This is a genomic window from Flavobacterium psychroterrae (assembly GCF_018380615.1).
In the GTDB taxonomy this organism is placed as follows: domain Bacteria; phylum Bacteroidota; class Bacteroidia; order Flavobacteriales; family Flavobacteriaceae; genus Flavobacterium; species Flavobacterium psychroterrae.
Genome location: NZ_JAGYVZ010000003.1, coordinates 21331 through 36732 on the forward strand (window position 1 = coordinate 21331; position 15402 = coordinate 36732).

General features: G+C 32.7%; 14 protein-coding genes and 1 tRNA gene. 10 read left to right on the plus strand and 5 right to left on the minus strand.

The window, feature by feature from the left end:
* Nucleotides 1-3 precede the first annotated feature (3 nt).
* From KHA90_RS04095 to KHA90_RS04135, 9 genes are all read left to right on the plus strand, one after another.
* Nucleotides 4-249, plus strand: coding sequence for a hypothetical protein (locus tag KHA90_RS04095; RefSeq protein WP_213295716.1), 246 nt, complete (start codon nucleotides 4-6; stop codon nucleotides 247-249).
* A 280-nt stretch (nucleotides 250-529) separates the two neighbouring features.
* Nucleotides 530-2338 carry a type VI secretion system Vgr family protein gene (locus KHA90_RS04100; RefSeq protein WP_213295717.1) on the plus strand — a complete coding sequence of 603 codons (1809 nt, stop codon included), beginning with the start codon at nucleotides 530-532 and terminating at the stop codon, nucleotides 2336-2338.
* 3 nt (nucleotides 2339-2341) lie between these two features.
* A complete protein-coding gene (locus tag KHA90_RS04105) occupies nucleotides 2342-2686 on the plus strand; it encodes a hypothetical protein (protein WP_213295719.1) in 345 nt (114 codons plus the stop codon).
* On the plus strand, nucleotides 2683-4206 hold the full coding sequence (locus KHA90_RS04110; RefSeq protein ID WP_213295722.1) for a hypothetical protein: 1524 nt from the start codon (nucleotides 2683-2685) through the stop codon (nucleotides 4204-4206). Before KHA90_RS04105 ends, KHA90_RS04110 begins: the two co-directional genes overlap by 4 nt.
* 3 nt (nucleotides 4207-4209) lie before the next feature.
* Entirely contained in the window at nucleotides 4210-5058 is an 849-nt protein-coding gene (locus tag KHA90_RS04115) for a leucine-rich repeat domain-containing protein (RefSeq protein WP_213295725.1), read from the plus strand.
* Between the two features lie 28 nt (nucleotides 5059-5086).
* Entirely contained in the window at nucleotides 5087-5431 is a 345-nt protein-coding gene (locus tag KHA90_RS04120) for a ribonuclease E inhibitor RraB (protein WP_213295726.1), read from the plus strand.
* 140 nt (nucleotides 5432-5571) lie between these two features.
* On the plus strand, nucleotides 5572-7596 hold the full coding sequence (locus tag KHA90_RS04125) for a zincin-like metallopeptidase domain-containing protein (protein ID WP_213295727.1): 2025 nt from the start codon (nucleotides 5572-5574) through the stop codon (nucleotides 7594-7596).
* 100 nt (nucleotides 7597-7696) lie between these two features.
* Entirely contained in the window at nucleotides 7697-7906 is a 210-nt protein-coding gene (locus KHA90_RS04130; RefSeq protein WP_213296241.1) for a hypothetical protein, read from the plus strand.
* Nucleotides 7906-9006: a hypothetical protein gene (locus KHA90_RS04135; protein WP_213295728.1), complete on the plus strand. Its 1101-nt coding sequence runs from the start codon at nucleotides 7906-7908 to the stop codon at nucleotides 9004-9006. The genes KHA90_RS04130 and KHA90_RS04135 overlap by 1 nt, the downstream gene beginning before the upstream one ends.
* A 307-nt stretch (nucleotides 9007-9313) precedes the next feature.
* Here KHA90_RS04135 and KHA90_RS04140 read toward each other — a convergent pair whose 3' ends face one another.
* The 3 genes from KHA90_RS04140 to KHA90_RS04150 all read right to left on the minus strand — a co-directional run bounded on the left by KHA90_RS04140 (nucleotide 9314) and on the right by KHA90_RS04150 (nucleotide 11761).
* Complete coding sequence (locus KHA90_RS04140; RefSeq protein WP_213295729.1) at nucleotides 9314-10486, minus strand: tyrosine-type recombinase/integrase; 1173 nt, start codon at nucleotides 10484-10486, stop codon at nucleotides 9314-9316.
* Nucleotides 10487-10607: 121 nt separating this feature from the next.
* Nucleotides 10608-10694 (minus strand) — tRNA-Ser (locus KHA90_RS04145).
* A gap of 194 nt (nucleotides 10695-10888) precedes the next feature.
* Nucleotides 10889-11761, minus strand: coding sequence for a LysR substrate-binding domain-containing protein (locus tag KHA90_RS04150; protein ID WP_213295733.1), 873 nt, complete (start codon nucleotides 11759-11761; stop codon nucleotides 10889-10891).
* Nucleotides 11762-11851: 90 nt separating this feature from the next.
* Between KHA90_RS04150 and KHA90_RS04155 the strand changes: the two genes are divergently transcribed.
* Nucleotides 11852-13087 (plus strand): MFS transporter, encoded by a 1236-nt coding sequence (locus KHA90_RS04155; RefSeq protein ID WP_213295736.1) that lies wholly within the window; start codon nucleotides 11852-11854, stop codon nucleotides 13085-13087.
* 142 nt (nucleotides 13088-13229) lie between these two features.
* Here the strand turns inward: KHA90_RS04155 and KHA90_RS04160 are convergent, their stop codons facing one another.
* Together KHA90_RS04160 and KHA90_RS04165 are read right to left on the minus strand one after the other, a co-directional pair.
* Nucleotides 13230-14261, minus strand: a complete 1032-nt coding sequence (locus tag KHA90_RS04160; RefSeq protein WP_213295741.1) for an asparaginase — start codon at nucleotides 14259-14261, stop codon at nucleotides 13230-13232.
* Nucleotides 14251-15390 carry a 1-acyl-sn-glycerol-3-phosphate acyltransferase gene (locus KHA90_RS04165; protein ID WP_213295745.1) on the minus strand — a complete coding sequence of 380 codons (1140 nt, stop codon included), beginning with the start codon at nucleotides 15388-15390 and terminating at the stop codon, nucleotides 14251-14253. Before KHA90_RS04165 ends, KHA90_RS04160 begins: the two co-directional genes overlap by 11 nt.
* Between the last annotated feature and the right edge of the window lie 12 nt (nucleotides 15391-15402).

Sequence of the window (15402 nt, forward strand, 5' to 3'; positions counted from 1 at the left end):
CCAATGGTAAAGAAATCAGACAATCCCACCAATGCATTAATAAATAGAAATTTTATTATTCGTGTTTTAGAGAATCCAAAAGAAAACAACGTTAAAAACACCAAATTAACCTCTGCTAACAAGCTTTCGAATTACATAAATGATGAAGAAATCAAAATAAAGCTGTTTAATAAGATATTAGACGAAGGTAAAGACAAATATACTTTTCTTATAAGAAGTAGGCTTAAAATTGATTTTCAGTCAAAATAACTTTTTAAGTCAAACAACTATATAAAAAAGGCATTTTTAGAGTATTCTAAAAATGCCTTTTTTATTGCTCCATAAGTAAAATTTTAATTTTGAAAGATTATGTTTACAATTAAAAATTATGTATTTTTCGCACAATTTCAGAAAATCTTTCAAAATTAGTTGTCTTTTTAAACCTCAAATTAGTTGATAATTTAGAGTTTTTATTTAGTTTTTTGATAATTACGCCTTGATTATAAAGTTTAAAATAAATTTAATAACCTTACTAAAACGAGAACATAGAATGTCAAAATTTTCAGAACAAGTTCATATTACTATCGGGAGTTTTACCCAAAACGTTGTTTATTATGATTTAAAGCTGTCGCAAAAAGTAGCCGATCATCATCATTTTTCATTTGTTTGGCAGTATACAGGTAAAGCAATTATAAAACCCGCAGATCAGGCAAAAGCCCTAAGAAGTTATTTAGGCGATGAAGTTATATTTACTTTTAAAAGTATAACGGGAATCAGGCTTATGAGTAAAGGTATTATAACTGAATTATCCTCTGTTGATCTTCACGGTAGCCCAGTTGGTTTGCACGTTACTGGTATAAGTCATACTGTTTTTCTTGATGACATGAGAAAAACCAGAACTTATCAGGAACGAACTATGGATGATATTGTACTTAGTGTTTTTGCTGAGGGACCCGGGGAATTTTATCAAAGAGACTCTATAAAATCTACTTACAGTAAAGAATTTAAAAACCTTATACAATATAATGAAAGTAGCTTTGAATTTCTGAAAAGAATATCTGCACGTTACGGACAATGGTTTTATTTTGATGGAATGCGTATGCAATTTGGACAAACAAAAACAAGTAAAGTCAAATTGATAAACGGAGCTTCACTTCATAGTTTTAAGATACAGACAAATATGACTAGTCATAAAATCTCTTTGACAGGTTACGATTATAAGAATGTTACTGATTTTCGCAATTCATCTACTAAAACATCAACAGGAAGTAAAGACAGTTTTTCATCAATTGTGACTTTTAATCAAGGAACAATAGCAAATTCAGATTTAAGCAGTGGTGTTTATACCGCAAATGCCTATGATAAAGAAGATGTAGCCGAAATGATTACCCTACAAACATCGGGTAGTGATGCAAACAGTGTTTTTTATAGTGGGATATCTTATTTCCCAATAGGGCTAGGACAGGTTTTTACAATAGTAAATCAAACCGTTGAACATGAGTTGATAGCTGTAGAAGTTATACATCATTCCGAGGTACATGGAAATTATTCTTGTGAGTTTAAAGCTATTCCTGCCGATGTTTCAGCACCGCATTATACAAACATTCATGTCTTCGCAAATGCGACTAGCCAGCCAGCCAAAGTACGTGATAATAATGATCCTGAAGGATTAGGACGTTTAAAAGTGGAGTTTTACGGTTCAAGTGACAGTGCGGTAACTGAATGGATTCGAATGGTATTGCCTTATGCAGGTTCAGGAAAAGGATTTTATTTTATTCCCGAGATAGGAGAAGAAGTATTAATAGGTTTTGAAGGTAATAATGTGCAGAATCCTTATGTTATGGGAGCGCAATATAACGGAAATGAATCTTCTGGCTATGGCTCTCCACAAAACGATATAAAAATGATACAGACCCGAAGTGGTTGTAAAATTGTAATTAACGATGCTGATGGTTCTATTTTAACAGAAGATAAAGCAGGAAGCAAGGTTTTTCAAGATGGACAAGGTAATATTACCACTGATGCAATTAAAAATTTTACAGTCAATGCTGAAAATATTAATCTAAATGCTTCACAGAGTATTAGCACAAGTGCAGGAATGAATATTATGGAAAGTGCCGGAGCAGATAAAACCAGTACAGTTGGCATGATGCTTAATACAAATGTAGGTGGAAATCATATGCTAAATGTAACAGGTAATTTTATGGAGCATATTGAAGGGGATCTAAATTCACATACTGAAAAGGAAAGACAGGAAAACAGTGTAAAAGGAATTGAATCTTCAAGTAACGGTGAAATAAATAAACATTCCGAAAAAGAAATACAGAACAATAGTGGCGAGAAATCTAAATCCCACTAACTTATGATAAAAACAGTAGAAGAAATAACTATTGTGATGAACAACGATTTGTTAATACTCACAAATCGTAAAAACAAATCGTATTTTCGTTATAATTTGAAAGATAAACAATTAATTTTTCGGGATTCAAACGACAATATTATTCAAAATTATAGCGCTAGGATTTCAATTAATTTTGAAGTCTTTTATTTGACCTATGAAGGGCAAACAATAAATATGAGTGATGGAAGCATGATTGCTTACTTAAGCTATAAAGACATTCAGGAACTTGCAGAAAAAACTTTCTACGAAGAAGGACAAAAACGTGTTTATGATTTTGTTAATCTTAAATTTATAATCGAATTATGAGCAGAATAAGAATCGTTGGAGGTAAAATAATAAAAACAACTGGAGGGAATTATAATATGTACTCCAAAGGAAATATAGTTTTTAATGCTCAAGGAGCGATAACCGAAACAGCAAAAGATGGAATATCTTATAATGAACCCTTAGAAGCTCCTGAAGTTAAAATAGTTGATATTAAAGTGATGAAAGTTGAAGGTCCTTTTGATGAAGAAAAAAACATAGTTAAAGAAGTTGTAGCGGGTGAATCATATATCTACAAAGCAACACCATCAAGAAAGCCGACAGATTTTGAATTGACACTATTAAAATGGGCTATAAAAAATGATGATAAAGAGGCAGTAAAATTGTCTGGAATTAGCAATCTAAATCAAGTAGCATCAGACGGAACGATGCCTTTAAACATTAGACTTGCCAATTGCAGTAAAGCAACAGTTTTAGCCTACTTTAATAATAAAAGTGAAAATCAGGGTGTGCAGGTAACTTTAGGCGGGGATGGTGAAATAAAAGAAAATCAAAAAGACACCAACATAGTTATAGTAAATGAGAAGGGTACTAAACTCAATCAAATTAAACATGAATTTGTAAGTGTAGGTGAAAGTATTGCACAAATAAAGCGTACTACTTCGGCAGGATTTACTGCATCAGGAACAGTTTTCGTAAGTCAATTTAAATCGCAAGTTGCATCTCGTGGTGAAGAAGTTTGGGCTTACAAAAATGAACACGCCACTTTTGAAGGAACCTTAGAGCAAGCAAAAGAAGCATTTCCTGACGTAGATTTTTCCGGATTAAAAAAGCCATTCTCAAAAGATAGATTTGTACCTGAGTTTAATACAAGTATAAGTATCCCAAGATACTCTCCAATAAAGTGGAAAACATTAAATGAATTTGATGCAGCGGATCATGGGGGTAAACCAACCAATTGGGATGCTTATCTCGATGCAACTCAAACAGCATTAGACTTAATAGGATTAATTCCAGTAGTTGGAGAAGCTGCGGATATTATTAGCGGAACAATATCATTAGCGAGAGGAAATTATGGAGATGCGGCGTTAAGCTTTGCATCTGCAATACCGTTAGCAGGAAGTGTGATTGGTGGAGCTAAAATCATCAAAAAGACGATGAAAATCCTCGATAAAATCGAAGACAATAAAGGTGTCTACGATTTAGTAGTGAAACATGGTGATGATATTAACGGTTATGTGGGACAATCTCAAGATGTATTTAAAAGGATAACAAATCACTTTAGTAAAACAGGAAAACTTTCTCACACCGTACAAGAGGGTGCTGAAATAATTCATAAAATGAAAGGTTCTACTAAATTAGAGCGAGAAATGTATGAACAATTTCTTATTTTAGAGAAGTATAAAGGGAAATTATCTAAAGGTGATGAAGTAAATTACCTTTTAAATAAGGTCAATCCTGTAGGTGGAAGATTTAAATTAGACACAAAGGCAGGACGTGAATTGTTTGAGGAAGAGGCAATAAAAATAGCAAAAAAGTATAACTTACCAATAACATTTTAAACTATGTATTTATCAGGAGCAAAACATGATCCATATTTAATGATCAAACCAGACTCAGATTTAGAAAATATTGATTCTGATTTTTTACAAAATAAATATTCTATTAGATTAAGTGGAAAATACGACAACTCTTTTTTAAAAAAGTTTGTTGAAAGATTTAGCGATGTATTAGATTTAGATATTGGTAATCAATATGGAGATGGGGATAATTCTTTTATTTATGATTTACCAAATTTAAGAGGACTAGTTATTTCTTTATATAAAGATTCTGATTTCATACTAGATTGTTCAAAACTGCCGAAGTCTTTATTTTCTTTAAATTTATCAGTCTGGTCTAAAAAACATATTGTTAACATTCAATCTTTAAATAATACAAATTTAGAACGTTTGTATGTCTCTGATTTCGATGAAAAAGACTTGACAAAATTAAGTTGTTTACCCAATTTGAAAAGTTTAAGTATTACAAGGTCTAAAATAAAATCATTAAAAGGGATTGAGACTTTAACAAATTTGGAGTATTTGTCACTGGGAGCAGTTAGAAGTTTAACTGATATTTCCGACTTTACAACTTTGCATAAGTTAAAGCGATTAGATATTGACATTTGTTGGAAACTAGAGGATTTTAGTCCAATAGGAAATTTAAAGAACATCGAACACCTACAACTGCAAGATTGTAAAAGTCTTAAGTCTATAAAATTTGTAGAGCAAATGCCAAAGTTAAAAAGGCTTATTGCTCTAGGAACTACAGTTATTCAAGATCACGACACAACTCCTGCAAAAGATATTCCAATATTTTGGGGTAGTCAACGTCCTGAATATAATGTACATTATCCGGAGAAAGAAATTAAATAATAATTATAAAAAGTAATCAATTAAAAACATGAATCACGAGTTACTACAACATTTCGATAGAAATGAGAAAATGTGGGAAATATGGGAACAGAAAGGTGTAAATTCTGAAACCGAACTTACTGTTAATTTTCATTTTTATGCGGTAAAAAAGGACAGAATGCAGTTATTAACACAAGAATTAGAATCTGATGAGATAGTTTTTCGTGTAAAAGAAACAAGAACATTACTGTTTTTTAAAGGTTGGCAAATTGAGGCTGATATTAAACAAAAATGGGACCTAATACTATTACAGGCAAAAATGGGTAGAATGTTTTTGATGGCTGAGCAAACAGGTGTTTCATTAGAAGGTTGTGGCGCAGTTATGCCAAAATAGATTTACGTTTACATAAAAAAACACATGACTGAATACCCGCTTCTGCAAAGAAGCGGGTATTTTTTTTGCAATTACATTGCAAAGGCATTGCAATTTCATTGTAAAACCTTTGCAAAGCTACCTGATACTTTGATGCAGAAATGCTATTGCCCACTTTAGAATATATTTCTGAGGATCATAACGCTGGATTGAATGCAGTTTCTCCGGATGAAATTTACAATTACATTACCGATTTGATTATTAATACCATTAAAAAGGTGGGTCATTTACCTTGGCAAAAAGAATGGAAAGGTTCAGGGGCTAGTAATTCAGTTATGAATTATGTTTCTAAAAAGGAGTATTCAGGAGCAAATTTTATTTTGAATTTTGATGTCAAATTCGACGATGACAAACAGCCTTATTTAGTTCCTGCAAATTTCGTACAGCCTTATTATTTAACCTTCAATCAAATCGAGGAAGCTAAAGCAAAACTTAAAAAAGGAAGCAAGGCAAGACGTGTGATTTATTACACCCTAATTCATGATTACCACAGTGAGAACCTCAAATTTAAAACAAACGACAATAAAAAGTTTGGCGATTTTGTAAAAACGCACGCTCTTTCAAAGGAAGATTTAAAAAAGAACCTTACCAAATTCCCCGTTTTAAAATACTACAATGTATTTCGTGCTGATGATTGCGAGGGATTGCACTTTCCAGCGGAAAAAGACAAGAAAATAGTAAATCCGATTGCCGAAGCGCAGGCGTTAATTGATGGATATAAAAACCCGCCAAAATACACCAACATAGGAGATAGAGCCTATTATCGCCCCAGTAGCGATGAACTCAATATGCCAAAGATTGAAGCTTTCACGAGTGAAGCCTTTTATTATTCGACTTTCTTTCACGAAGCGGTACACAGCACGGGAGCAGAAAAGCGACTGGGCAGGGATATGACAGGAACCCGAAAAGGTGGCGGTAGCGGGAATTATGCCTTTGAGGAATTAATTGCAGAGCTGGGCGCGGTGTTCCTTTGCAGTGAATCAGGAATTTTATTCCATACAAAAGAAAATTCAGCAAAGTATTTACAAAGTTGGAACAATCATCTAATAGACGAGCTTAGTGATGATAATCGTTTTTTCTTAAAAGCATCAGCGCAGGCACAAAAAGCAAGTAATCATATTTTAGGGCGTGAAGCAGTAAACACAGATACTAATGAAAAGGTTGCAGAAAAGCCTACTAAAGAAATTGCAAAGAAGAAACCTGTTAAAAAAGAATTGCCAAAACCCACTGTAAAAAGAGAAGTAAAGCCAAAAGCGAAACAACTGGATTTGTTTGATGGTTTAAACGGAGTGATAAAAAACAAAAAACGTATTTCAATTAAAAAAACAATTGCAAAGCGAGCCATCAAAACACAGATTATTGCAAAACCTGTTGTAAAGGAAATAAAGCCCGTTGCACAGAATAATGTAAATAAAAATTCACTTGCCTATAAAATGGCAAACAAGCCTTTGAAGGTAGATTTCTTTAAAGTTGAAAACACGGATATTTCAGCATTTTTAGGGAATATTGAACACAAGGAAAAAGAGAGTGTCGTGATTTCCCTTACTGGCGGTCAGGGTTCAATGAAAACAAGAATGTGTTTCCAATTTATGAATGCATTGGCACAAAACTACAAAACGGGTCATGCCAGTATAGAAGAGCACCCAGAGAGTAGTTTGTATTACAGTAAAGCAGATGAATATTTAAATGCAAAAGCTTTGCAAAACATTGAAGCTCCTGAAATCAAAAGTGTTTCTGACTTAGATAAGCTGATCGTTAATAATGATGTTATCATAATTGACAGTTTCTCTAAAATGCAGGAAATGCATAAAGGCTTTGAAGTCGACAAAGATTTGAGAAAGAAATATGACGGGAAATTATTCATTGTTATTTTCCAACAAACCACAGACGGCAAAATGCGTGGCGGAAGTAAAAGCCAGTTTGATGCAGATGTAGTTTTATTTACCGAAAAGATGCCCAATTATAAGGACAATTACATTTGGGCAGATAAAAACCGTTATCAGGATAAACCGCTCGACGAATTGAAATTCAATATTTTTAGTAAAAAAATTGTGCGGGCAACACCCGAAGCATCGGCAGAACCACAGACAATCCAAATCAAAAAATTATCGTTCACGGTAAATTAATAAAGTAGATTTTTTTGAAAGCCGGCACTTCATTTCTCCAGGGAATTTTGCCTTAAAAATCTACAATTTAAAAATCAATCAATCACAAAAACAATCAATCATGGCAGTAAAGAAAAAAACAGTAAAAGGATTAAAGAAATTATGTAGCAGTGTTGTAAAAGCAACGGGGCTTAAAACAGACGGAACATTGAAAAAGGGTTTCAAGTATGTTAAAGGCGGTAAGATTGTCAAAATTACAGCTAAAAAAGCGATAGTTAAAAAGAAAGTAGCCAAGAAGAAACCAGTAAAAAAAGCAGCTAAGAAAAAATAATGATAGCAAATCAAAATAGATACTTTGAAAAGCGAGAAGGTAATACTGTTGCTTTAATGACTCAGGGTGAAGATGGAGAATTAGGTTATGAGATTTGTTCTTTTGCTTCAAAACAAAGTGTAAAGAGATCGGGTGATGATTTTGAATTAAAATCAGATCAATCAAGAGACTGGAGTACACAGTTTTTAAATTACAATAATTTTAATCTTAACTCCTGCAATCCTCCAATAATTGCTGAGAGTGCCAATGAGTTTTTTGCTCAATTATCCAAGAAGTTTTTTTCAATTTCATTTCCACCACCAGCCGAGAAAAGGATTATAAAATTTTTAAAGGCTAAAAACGGAAATGTATTGCTCATGAAGATGGATAATACTTTGATTGCTTCCCTTTCATCCTCTCAGAGTGTTGTAAAGGATTTGAATCGTCCTGATATGGTTATGATACAGTCAGAAACGGCGTATAATATTAATCCTTTGGTGTTTAATTATCAGGAGGTTTGGGGTGAACTTTGCCAGCCTGCAATTGATAATAGTTCTATGGATAATTTGATAAATGCACTTTCGCAGGATTATTTCTTTGATAAGGATTTATCAGCGGTGCAACAAGTATCTGTAAATAATTTTCCTAAAGAGAACTTGAAGTTCTTTAAGGTTTATGATAGTCCACAGTATAGAGGAAATGTTTATGGTTTTACTTCTGCTGTTCGAATTCCTTTTATTGTTCAGAGTGTTTTAAATATTAGTAGCACCTCTTCATTTTCGGCATGGAGTATTAACCATTTTGACAATCAGACAGGAGAAAATACAATGACTCAGGATTTAGGCGAAAATAGGCTGTTTCAAATGGCTGATACTTTCCAGCTAAATGGAATGTATATTAAAATTTTTACGAAATTTAATTATTATGGTGGGAAATATCATTTGCTTAGAATCTATCAGGACGTAAGGACAAATGAGGTTTATCTGATGGTAAATAGCAGTGATGCTACCGGTACTTATGTTCCGTTTGATTTTAGTTCCATAACGGCTAAAGATGGTGGTTTTGAAATTTATTGCTATGCATTCGGTTTAAAAGTGGAGATCAGAAATAAGTTTTTTTAGTTAGTTTTTTTTATTTTTAGTTAGAAAATACCGTTGCAAGTTTTGTAACGGTATTTTTTTGTTATTTAAAGATGTAGATTTATTTCTATTCCTGGACAAACTGCAGCTGCGGATCTGATTGAAAAAAATCTACATTTTATTTTATACAAAGTTTCCAATTTCAACAAGTCTGGAAACTTATTTAGTATCTCGTTTCCAAAATAAAAACCACATAAATGACTAAAAACCAATAAACTAAAATTAAATATTTCAAAGTTTCCAAAGTTTCCAAAAAAAACGCTGTTTTTCAGGCTCAATAATTAAAGGGTTAAAAAGTAACGTTTGCTTCTTGTATTGTTGCATCACAGCCCTTGTTTCTAGGGGTGTATAATTCTGTAATTTTAATATCGTAATGGCGAGCCTGATCTCTAACTTTTATTGCCGGCACTCCACTATTTAGTAAATCTGTAATGCCGGTATCTTTAAAGGAATAGAACTGATATTTATTCTCCAAATTAAGTTCTTCTCTAACTTTTTCCCACGCTGTTGCAATTTTACGAATTGGCATTTGAATTGCTCCAACTTTAAAATTATCGCTAGAAAATAAGTAATCTTGTGAAAAACCATTTCCGATATGATTTTTTAATATTTCCAAAAATTGAGATGGGATTGTAATAAACTCATCTTTTTTGTTTTTAGAAATTTCTTTTGGCAGAAAAATTGAGTTCTCTTTAAGATTAACCATACCAACTTTTAGTTTTCCTAATTCTGTATTTCTTATGAAACAAAAATAAGTTGTCATACAAATACAGAAAAAACCATTATCATAAGAAAGCAGTTTCTCATTGATTCTATTTTTAATTACTTGCGGAAAAACCTGCCTAGTTTTAGGCGGAGCTTTCATTGGTTTAATACCTAATGCGGGATTTTCTTTTAAAACTCCCCTATTCACTAAAAAAGAACAAAACAATTTAATAAAAATTAAATGATTGTTTCTCGTTCTGGGAGAATTACATCTATCAATATATACCCAGTCTAAATACTTTGTACAAAGGTTTTTATTAATCTCGACTGCAAAAGTTATTTTTATATTTTTCTCAATTAAAAACTGTTGAAACAAATTTAAATTAGAATTATAGGTTCTAAGAGTATCCTGACGAAGTACATTATCTTTAAGTTGCTTATTTAAGTTATTCAAAAAACCACTAACTACTTCTTTAAAAGTTTTATAGTTTTTCCCTGTCTGCTCCATATAAGGAGACCACCCATCTGCCAACTTATTATTAATTTCTAAGACAATTCTTTTAGCATGAATAGTCCTGTCTGTAATACTATTCAAACAAGGCACACGCAATCTTTGACGCTCAAGTAGTCCTGTTACTGGATGCTTTGAGTAATAAACAATCATCCATTCTTTATTCTTTTTAAGTTCTGCGGGTTTGTAATCTATAAAAGCTATGCTCTTATTACGTGAGGAAGTAGATTTTTCAGAATTTTGCATTTTTTTTTATGATTTAAAAAACTTACATTTTTTAAACTATAAATATTTGACACAATTTTGACACAGTCTTTTTTCAAAAAAGCTGTTAGCCCTCTTTTTATAAGGGATAACAGCTTTTTAGCAGAGAGGATGGGATTCGAACCCACGATACAGTTACCCATATACTAGCTTTCCAGGCTAGCTCCTTCAACCACTCGGACACCTCTCTAAATTGGGTTTGCAAATAACATAAAAAAAACTGACTTAGAAAAACAAATCAGGCATTAGTTTGAAAGACTTTTTATTCTGCTGAATATTTTTATTTTTCGCCACGAATTTCACTAATTTTCACTAATTTTTTATGAACAGCAATAGATTAATATTTATTCGTGGAAATTCGGGAAATTCGTGGCAAACTTTTATTTACATGCTTTTTCTAAATTCTTCCATAAATAACTTTACAGCTTTTTTTTGATAAGCTCCTTCGATTGTTAACATAAATGATTCTCTTTGCGTGGGAACTCCGGTAATTGCGATGGCTTTTAAATTATCCCAGCCTTTTAGGGCTTTCTCGGTTACAATTGTAACCCAATTACTTTCTTCCACCAATTGTAAAAGAGCATGAACCGCATTTAATTCAATTGAAACTTTAGGTTTCATGTTATTTTTTAAAAACAATTCATCCAGAAATTCTCTTGAACTAAATCCTCTTACAGGTAATACAAGTGGATAATCTCCTATCTTTTTAAAGGATATTTTATCCAAAACAGCTAAAGGATGTGTTTTTGAAACTGCCATAACCAGATTTGAAGTGAATAACGGAATCTTCTGAATGGTTTCTTTTATCTCTTTGGATGAAATGACCAAAACCAAATCTAATTCGTTATTCAGTAATTTAGTTTCTAAAGGTTCCGTTGAGCCGTATTCTACAACAATTCTCAAATTTGGATACGTTTTAGCAAACATGTTGACAATTGGTAAAACCAAAAGTCCAAAAATATAGGTTACTCCTATTCGCAATTCACCGCCAATCATTTCGTTCAAATCGTCGATTGCCTGTTTGCCACTTTGTACATTTTCGATGATTTGTTTGGCATGAATCAGGAAAACAGATCCGGCTTCGGTAAGTTGAACTTTCTTTCCAATCTTAATAAACAAAGGCATACCCAGTTCTTCTTCCAGTTTTTTCATTTGTTGGGATAAGCCGGATTGTGTTACAAAACACAATTCTGCAGCTTTAGTAAAATGAAGTACTTCAGCAGTTTTAATAAAATATTGTAATTGATAAATTTCCATATTGATAAGTTTAATTACTTATTATCAGTAAAATTATTAATTTTTCTAATGAAATCATAATCCCGAACTTTGTAAAAAATATTAGGAATCATGTTTAAAGCGTTAAGGTCAAAAAACTTCAAATTATTCTTTTACGGACAATCTGTTTCTGTAGTTGGAACCTGGCTTCAAAAAACAGCTGTGAGTTGGATGGTTTATAGCGTAACGGGTTCTGTTTTTTTATTGGGATTAACCACTTTTTTAAGTATGATTCCGTCGCTTTTCCTTGCACCTTTGGCAGGAAGCATTATTGGGCGTTATGATAAACACCGCGCCATGATTTTATTACAATCTTTGGCAATGCTTCAGGCTGGAGCTTTGGCTTTGCTGATTTACTTAAAAATATACAATATCAATTTTATTTTGGCTTTGAGCCTTATTCAGGGAGTCATCAATGCTTTTGATATGACGTGTCGCCAAACCATGATGATTGATATTGTGGATAATAAAGAAGATTTACCAAACGCTGTGGCTTTAAACTCCACTCTAAACAATTTTGCCCGAATTGCCGGACCTGCTCTTGCCGGAATTATTCTGCACAATTATGGTGAAGACATTTGTTTTATCGGGAATTTTTTAAGTTATATTCCTGTGTTGATTTCTTTATTGATGATGAAAATTACGCCGCATATCAAAGCAACTGACAAATTTAAAATGTTGGAAGATTTTATCGAAGGTTTGGATTATGTGAAAAAAGAAACCGAAATGGCAAAAATGCTTTTAATGTTAATGTGCAGTAGTTTATTCGTCATTTCCTTTAATACTTTAATGCCGGTTTTTGCCAAAGATATTTTTAGCGGAAATGCTCAGACTTTCAGCTGGTTTGAAAGCGCTGCGGGAATTGGTTCTATTGTGTCGGCTATTTATCTGGCAAATCTTAAACGATCAGATAATATGGGTAAAATAATGATCGCTGCAAGTTTATTATTAGGTTTTAGCATTATTATCCTTGCTTATTCAAATAGTTTAAGCGTTGCGCTTATTTGTATGGCTTTGAGCGGTGTAGGAATGATGGCGCAAACCTCATCAATCAATATTTACATTCAAACGCAAAGTATTGTGAGCATGAGATCCAGAAGTATTAGCTATTATTTAATGGCATATCAGGGAATGATTCCTGTGGGAAGTTTGATTATTGGCTACGTTTCTCATATTATTGGAACCCGAAATACGGTTGCCATTCAGGGAGTTATTTCTATAATTTCGGTAATTGTTTATGTGTATTATAAAAACCGTAGTGCTTCTGAAGAAGATTTAGAGACTTGTGAGATTCAATATAAAAATTAAAAGGAAATTCCAATATTTTAAAATTCCAAATTCCAATCTTGGAAAGGGAAATTCTAATTACTAAAAAAATTCCAAATTCCAACCTTGAGATTTAATTCTCACATTTGGAATTTGGAATTTTAAAATATTGGAATTTTTATATTTACAACGAAATCTCTCCACGTAAAGCAGTTTCAAAAATAGTTTTGAAGTCTTCTTTTGGGATATTGTGACCTAATAAATACATTAGTTTTGTTATGGCAGCTTCGGTAGTAATGTCTTTTCCTGAGATAACGCCAAGAGATTTTAAAGCTGTACTTGTTTCATATTGTCCCATATTGACACTTCCGGCAGAACATTGCGTTACGTTGACAATGTGTAATCCTGATTGAATGGCTTTCTGAATCAAATTCAAAAACCATTCTTCGGTTGGTGCATTTCCGGATCCGTAGGTTTCAAGTACAATTCCTTTTAAATCTTTAATGGCAAGAATCGAGGATAAAACAATTTCGCTCATTCCCGGAAACATTTTTATAATCGCTACATGATTGTCTAAATTCTTGTGGACAATTAGTTTTGCATCTGTATTTACAGGAAGAAATAAATGTGAATTTAATTTAAGATGAACGCCGGATTCTACCAATTCAGGATAATTTGGCGCTGTAAATGCTTTAAAATGTTCTGCATTTACTTTTGAAGTTCTGTTTCCTCGGTATAATTTATATTCAAAGTACAGACAAACTTCGGTGATTACGGGTTTTCCGTTTTCTTGTAACGAAGCAATCTGAATTGCTGTAATCAGGTTTTCTTTAGCATCGGTACGCAAATCACCTATTGGCAATTGCGATCCCGTAAAAACAACCGGTTTTGCTAAATTTTCGAGCATAAAACTCAATGCTGAAGCCGAATATGACATTGTATCTGAACCGTGAAGTACTACAAATCCGTCAAAAGAAGTGTAATTTTCCTGGATGATTTCTGCAATTTTTGTCCATTCCGCAGGATTCATGTTTGAGGAATCGATGGGATCTTCAAATGAAACCGTTTCAATCTCACAATCTAATTGTTTAATTTCAGGAATATTCTGCAATAATTTTCCAAAGTTGAATGCTTTAAGCGCACCCGTTGCAAAATCCTTACTCATACCAATAGTTCCACCGGTATAAATTAGCAATATTTTAGCTTTAGATGACATCCTGGTATTTTAATTTATTGACTACAGGATTTGCGTACATGGCTAAAAACCCTTGTCTTGCAACCGGATTTTCGGTACTGCCAATACGCATTTCTAAACGACGTTCAAACAGCGATTTTTCATTTTCCTTATATAAATGAGCAAATTTATCCGTTCCGTTTATAATATCGTAAGCAATAAAATTAGTTGGCCATAAATGATAATTCTTCAAAATAGAATCATCAATAACTTGTGCCAAAGCCTGAATTTGTTTGTTTGCGTTGTCATTTTCAGCCACAATCTGATCAATTTCAGTATCCAGAACATCTCCTACAGAAATGTGTATTCTTTTTTTAGTTCCCATAATACCACTTAAAATGGTCATGAAATCTTCGTTTTTTTCCTTAATATAAACTTCGTTGTTTGCTTCTGCCATTAATTGTGGCATTTTCAAAACATCTGTAGGATCGTATTCGTATGAAATAGAAACCGGAACAACTTTTAATTTCTTAAAATAATCCATTAAATTGGTTTCATCAGAACCCATTCCTATCATTTTTAAAACTCCGGGATTGGTTTCGTCGTTTCCGTCTTTGGTACGTCCTTCTCTTTGTGCGATCCAAACCGAACGATTTTCGCGAAGCAATAATTGTCCTATATATTCTGATAATAATTTAGAACTCTGCAACATTTCTCTTGGCGTTAAACCTCTCAAAACCAAAAAGTTTCTGTTTAGTTTTGCCAAAGTGCTCAAGAATGCTTTCTGAACCAGATTATCTCCAATGGCCGATGCTGTCATGACTAAACCATGTTCAAAAAGACAAACATTTAATAAGGTAGTATCTAAAAGAATGTCTCTGTGATTAGAAACAAATAAATAAGAAGTGTTTTTTTCCAGTTTCTCAAAACCTGAAGTTGTAAGTCCTTCAGAACTTTTATCGAGTACTTTTTGAATAGTATTATAGATGAAATTACATTGAAAATCACGAATAGAATGTGTCTTTTTCAATTGATCTTTCCAAGCATCATCTTCTAATTCTGGAAAAGTAAAATTCATCATGGCTTTCATCATAGGATGATTGACAACACCATGAAGTGCTTCATTTATTTCGGAATCATAAAACGGTCGAATGGCATCAAATTTCTGCATTAAATATCTATT